A 5,021-nucleotide genomic window follows, 5' to 3' on the forward strand; every position below is an offset into this window, starting at 1 on the left:
CGTATCTTCCATAAAATGTAAACCGTGATACCGATGAATAAGAGTCCCATCAACATCAAATAAACCACACTCGGTAGTAAAGGACGCAGGAAATACACCGCCAACAACAGCATGACAAAACCGAAAGTGAATTTCAGACGATCCATCCACACGCCCGGTTTGGGTAAGTACTGTGCACCAAACGCACAGGCAATCAACAATGGTAAGCCCACACCTAGACCTAGAATAAACAGGTAACTAGCCCCCATCCACGGTTCAGGCAATTGCGCAACAAACAGCAAAGCCCCTGCCAATGGCGCACTCATACAGGGTCCGACAATTAGCGCAGAGATCATGCCCATAATGAATGAACCCCATAAGGTTCCACCTTTTTGTCGTTGTTGCCATTGATCTAAACGCTGTAATACACCTTGTGGTAAAGACAACTGGAATACGCCAAATAAATTCAATGCAAACAGCACGAACATCACGGCAAATAACCCAATAAAGATGGGACTTTGTAGCCAACGTTGGAAGTTATAGCCGAGTCCTGCCACAGCTAAACCCATCAAGGCATAAATCAATGCCATTCCGACCACAAAGACACCAGCAATCATGCCGGCACGATAGCCACGATGACGTTGCACTAAAATACTGGATAAGATCGGAATCAATGGTAAGGAACAAGGTAAGAATGCGAGCAATATCCCTAAACCTAAAAAGATGATCAGATTCACTGCAATATTGTCTGTTGAAAGTAAATAAAAGAAGTACTGGTCGTTGTTCCAATCGGCCTGCTTCGTACGCTGTTCAGCATTCGTTGTAGTCACAGATTCAGAACTTGCCTGCATCATCAAGGCATCGTCTAGCTCTGGCGTACTGGCTTCGCTAGGTTCTGTTAAAGCAGTCACTTCAGAAGAGGGACTTAAACCATTTTCATCCTCTTTGATTTCTGCTGCATTTGCTGGCGTTACAACGGTTACAGTTTCAGTGTTTTTCGCCTGTAGTTCTACAGGTATTGCAGTATTGGGTAATGACGACGATGTGACTGCATCTAATAATTTCTTTTGCGTTGTACTTTGCTGACTCAGCTTGCTTCCAGGCAATAATCCATCGCCATCGGTGTGAATGGTTGTACGCTGTACTGGATAACATAAGCCACTTTCGGCACAGCCTTGCCATTCAATTTTATAGCTTTGATTGGGTTGCATGGCGACAGTCGCTTGCACTTGCCCATAATGTACTTCAGTCATGCCGAAATTAGGGTCATCTTTTTGCTGTGGACGAGGCAGTTGCAGTGATAATGCTTTGCCATTTTCCATGACTTTAAGCTGATCATGATATAGATAATATCCATCAGCAATACGCCACGTGAAACTGGCTTGGTCTTGAGCTGTGGATACAGCCTGAAAAGAAAATGCTTGATCAGGGGGTAAAAAATCAGCGGATGCACTTTGCATACTCAAAATGCTGAATATTCCACACAACCCTACTAACCCTATACGCATAGATGACTTTAATACCCGACATAAATCTATTTCAGTTGATTATGCAAAAGCATAAATTAAGGGAGCATTAACAAGATAAATCATTTATAAAATACAGGCAGGAAGTCAGGAAAACGCTATGTTTGTTGTTTTGGTTGAAGATGATCCATATATTGCCTCAAGTATTTGTGCCACTTTGGATTTTTTAAATATTTCAGTAGAACATGTGAGTCATGCGTGTGATGCAGATTATTTTATCCGTCACAGTGCAGTCGATTTATGTTTGCTGGATTTAGGCTTACCGGATCAAGATGGTTTAGACTTACTGCGATCATGGCGCAGAGATCACATTGATGTTCCTGTTTTGGTTTTAACCGCACGATTACAGACCCAGCAATGTGTTGAGGCCTTAAATGTCGGTGCCGACGACTATTTAACCAAGCCCTTTGAACTGGATGAACTAATTGCACGGGTTCATGCACTCACCCGACGTCACCGCGGCTTTTCATCGAATGTCATTCAATTTGACCACTTAAAGCTCAATAAAGACACTCAAGAAGTCCATTATCAAGATCAAATGATTCAGCTTTCACGACGTGAATACAGTTTGCTTGAAACCTTGATGAGCCATCCAAATCAAGTACTGAAAAATGAAGTTTTGCTAGATAAGTTATACGGCTTCCAAGACAGTATCGAAAGCAATGCTTTGAATGTCCATATTTATCACTTAAGGCAAAAATTGAATGCGGACTATATTCAAACCATTCGTGGTGTCGGTTATATGTTTAGAATTGCTGAGTCAATCCCATGCAAAAATCACACAGCTTAAAATGGCGCTTGGTCAGCAGTCTTCTAGCTGTGATGATCGGCTTATGGAGTGTGGTGTTTGTTTGGCTGTATATCGACTTACAAAAACGTCTACAGGAGACTCTAGATCAACGTCTGCATGCCTCCGCACAAATGGTGGCACGGCTAATTCAACAATTACCACTGCAAAGCTTGGATGAGTCTGCCTTAGCTCAACAACTTCATTCCACAGACCAAGAACAATTGATCGCGTGCGAAGTATCATTATTTAGCTCTGACATCAGTGTAGGACAGCATGTGATTGCCAAAACACGCGGTGCACCGAAAAATTTAAGTCAGCAAGCGGTTGGTTTTAGTACATGGCAACAAGGTGAGATACAATGGCGCAGCTATGTGTTACGTCGCGGTGAGATTCAAGTGGTGGCTGCAGAGCGTATGTTTCTGCGAAAATCTTTACTGAAACAAATTTTGCAATCGGTCTTAATTCCGCTGATCTTGTCATTACTGTTGTGTATCGGCTTAATTGTTTTGATTATTCGTCGGGAATTTAAAGCCTTGGATCAGGTTGCTAGTCATTTAAGTCAGTCAAATTTATCGCTCAATGAAGCAAGCCAATATCTCACAAGCTTAGATGCCAATACCATGCCCTCAGAGATCTACCCTTTTGTGCAAAATGCGAATCGCTTAGTCCATAAACTGCATCAAAGTCTTGAAAATGAAAAAGTCTTTAGTGCATATGCGGCACATGAATTACGCAGTCCTTTAACTGCAATTAAAACCAATGTGCAATTGGCACAACTGATGGCACAAAATGACGGCAATGCCAAATTGCAACAGCGTTTAGATCAAGCCAATCAAAGTATTCATCGTTATTCTGAATTACTTGAACAATTACTGATGCTGTCGAATACCGATCAATCTTTTGAACAAATCACAGCAAGCATTCAAATTAAACCTGTTGTTGCTCAGGTAATTCATGATTTAGCGCTCATTTATCCTGAAGCAACCTCTAAAATTCAAGTCGATTGGCACAGTCTTGGTGATTTAGCATTACCTGAATTTGTCTTATATACCGTTGTTAAAAACCTACTTGAAAATGCCTTATTGCATGCAAACGCTGATGTGATTGAGGTGAGCATGCAGGAAAATACGTTTTGCATTCAAGATAATGGTACACATTTAAATGCTGAAGATATTCCGTATTTGGGGCAACGTTTCTGGCGCAAGTCAGCACAACAAAAAGGTCATGGTTTAGGGTTGTCTTTAGTCAAGATGATGCTGCAACAATATGCTTACGCCGTCCAATTTGAACCGAATTTACCTACAGGATTAAAGATTACGGTGTTATCTCGAAGATAGTTGAATAAAGTTTCTTATCATTTTTGAGGTGGCGTCAATTGAACTCAAATCTCAACTCATTCATTTCAAAGCTATTTTATTGAATAAAAAAATTCATTGACCCAATTTTGACCCACATCAGATTTAGTGTATTGAATCACTTTAAAATCTTGTTCAAATCCAAATTCAGGATTTGAAATGGCATACAGCATTATAGCAGAACATTATATTTAATAATAATTGTAATACTATAACATTACAATTAAATCCTTGTGATATGAATAATCACCTTAACCTCATTAAGACTCAATTTTTAATTTGTATTTTTTGCTTAGGACTTTTAGGCTTATCAGGAAGGGTGCATTCAACCACACCTACTTCTAATGCTGGAGTTAAATAATTTTTTTTGGAATGTTGCTCGGTGGGACAAGTCTATTAGAGCCATCAGCTCAGTTAGGCTATATTCCTTCTGCTCTATATTCTGGATGAGACATTTAACTTTATCGCTAACTTGAGCGGTATCTTGATCGCTGGCATCGGAACTGAATATTGTGTGTAATTCATAGAGATCGTTTCAATCTAGCGATCTCTAAATCCATTTTGTAATTGGCATGTTGAATCCGTTCATTTGATGGGTTGTATTGCTTCTGGACTTCATCTGAGAAAGGAGTTTCTTCACATAATCAAAGTACCTTTCCATCGGTGTTTTACCTTTCAAGGCTGAATGTGATCTCATCCAGTTATAGTAATGCTGCCATTCTGCTAGTTTGTCATGGATATCCTCAGAATTGATATCTACAGTAGCGTAGAACTCAGATTTATCAGTCTTTTGTGAGCGCTTTACCTTGCCATTCAAATGAGGTGAACCTGGTTTATTTGGCCTAAATTTGATTCTATGCTGCATCATTTTTTCTGTACTTTTTCAGCAAAGAATTCCCGCCCACGATCGGTCTGTATTCGCTGTATGGGAAAAGGCATTTCTTCAATTACGCAGTCTAAAAAGTCGAGAGTATTCGCAGCTGTTCGGCGTTTATATATTCTTAAAACGCGATATCGTGTGCAGTCATCGATAGATGTGTACTGATATAGTTCTAGACCCAGTTTACAGGTATCCATTTGAATTCTATCGCCTGGTAATGGACGTTCATAACGAATGAAATCTACTTTACGACGGAATTTTTTAATCGGTTTGACTTGATGGGTGGATAGTACTTTATGGATAGTCGCTAAGGACAACGAGACTCCGTGTAGCCTCATCAATTCTGTTTGCAAACGTCGAGCACCCAAATTTCTAGCTGAGCGCATTTCTAATATTAAGGCCTCTAGCTCAGCATTGATTTTAGTATTTGGCGATTTTAAGGGACATTTACTATGACTACTTAATCCATCTACTATGACTACTTAATCCAT

At 40.1% G+C, this 5,021-nt stretch carries 3 protein-coding genes and 2 pseudogenes; 2 read left to right on the forward strand and 3 right to left on the reverse strand.

From position 1 onward, the window contains the following. Positions 1 to 1,439: protein-disulfide reductase DsbD (dsbD, locus tag B2Y23_RS01095; protein WP_291368497.1), on the reverse strand; the 1,439-nt coding region annotated here is incomplete at its 3' end. A gap of 166 nt (positions 1,440 to 1,605) precedes the next feature. On the opposite strand from dsbD, the gene B2Y23_RS01100 reads away from it, so the two are divergent. Continuing rightward, the gene (locus B2Y23_RS01100) at positions 1,606 to 2,295 is read left to right on the forward strand and encodes a response regulator (RefSeq protein ID WP_291368499.1); all 690 of its coding nucleotides are present in this window, start codon (positions 1,606 to 1,608) and stop codon (positions 2,293 to 2,295) included. Further along, positions 2,274 to 3,632, forward strand: a complete 1,359-nt coding sequence (locus B2Y23_RS01105; protein ID WP_291368501.1) for an ATP-binding protein — start codon at positions 2,274 to 2,276, stop codon at positions 3,630 to 3,632. The genes B2Y23_RS01100 and B2Y23_RS01105 overlap by 22 nt, the downstream gene beginning before the upstream one ends. 285 nt (positions 3,633 to 3,917) lie before the next feature. Here the strand turns inward: B2Y23_RS01105 and B2Y23_RS01110 are convergent. Both B2Y23_RS01110 and B2Y23_RS01115 read right to left on the reverse strand, forming a co-directional pair. Further along, positions 3,918 to 4,170: pseudogene (locus B2Y23_RS01110) on the reverse strand (Fic family protein); the annotation flags it as partial. Position 4,171: 1 nt separating this feature from the next. Beyond that, a pseudogene (locus tag B2Y23_RS01115) lies at positions 4,172 to 5,003 on the reverse strand (DDE-type integrase/transposase/recombinase); the annotation flags it as partial. Between the last annotated feature and the right edge of the window lie 18 nt (positions 5,004 to 5,021).

The sequence above is a fragment of the Acinetobacter sp. UBA5934 genome (assembly GCF_002430855.1).
Lineage (GTDB): Bacteria > Pseudomonadota > Gammaproteobacteria > Pseudomonadales > Moraxellaceae > Acinetobacter.

Bases quoted from the DNA above. Each gene is read 5' to 3' on its own strand.
- B2Y23_RS01100 (WP_291368499.1), top strand. From the start codon at position 1,606: ATGTTTGTTGTTTTGGTTGAAGATGATCCATATATTGCCTCAAGTATT.
- B2Y23_RS01105 (WP_291368501.1), top strand. From the start codon at position 2,274: ATGCAAAAATCACACAGCTTAAAATGGCGCTTGGTCAGCAGTCTTCTA.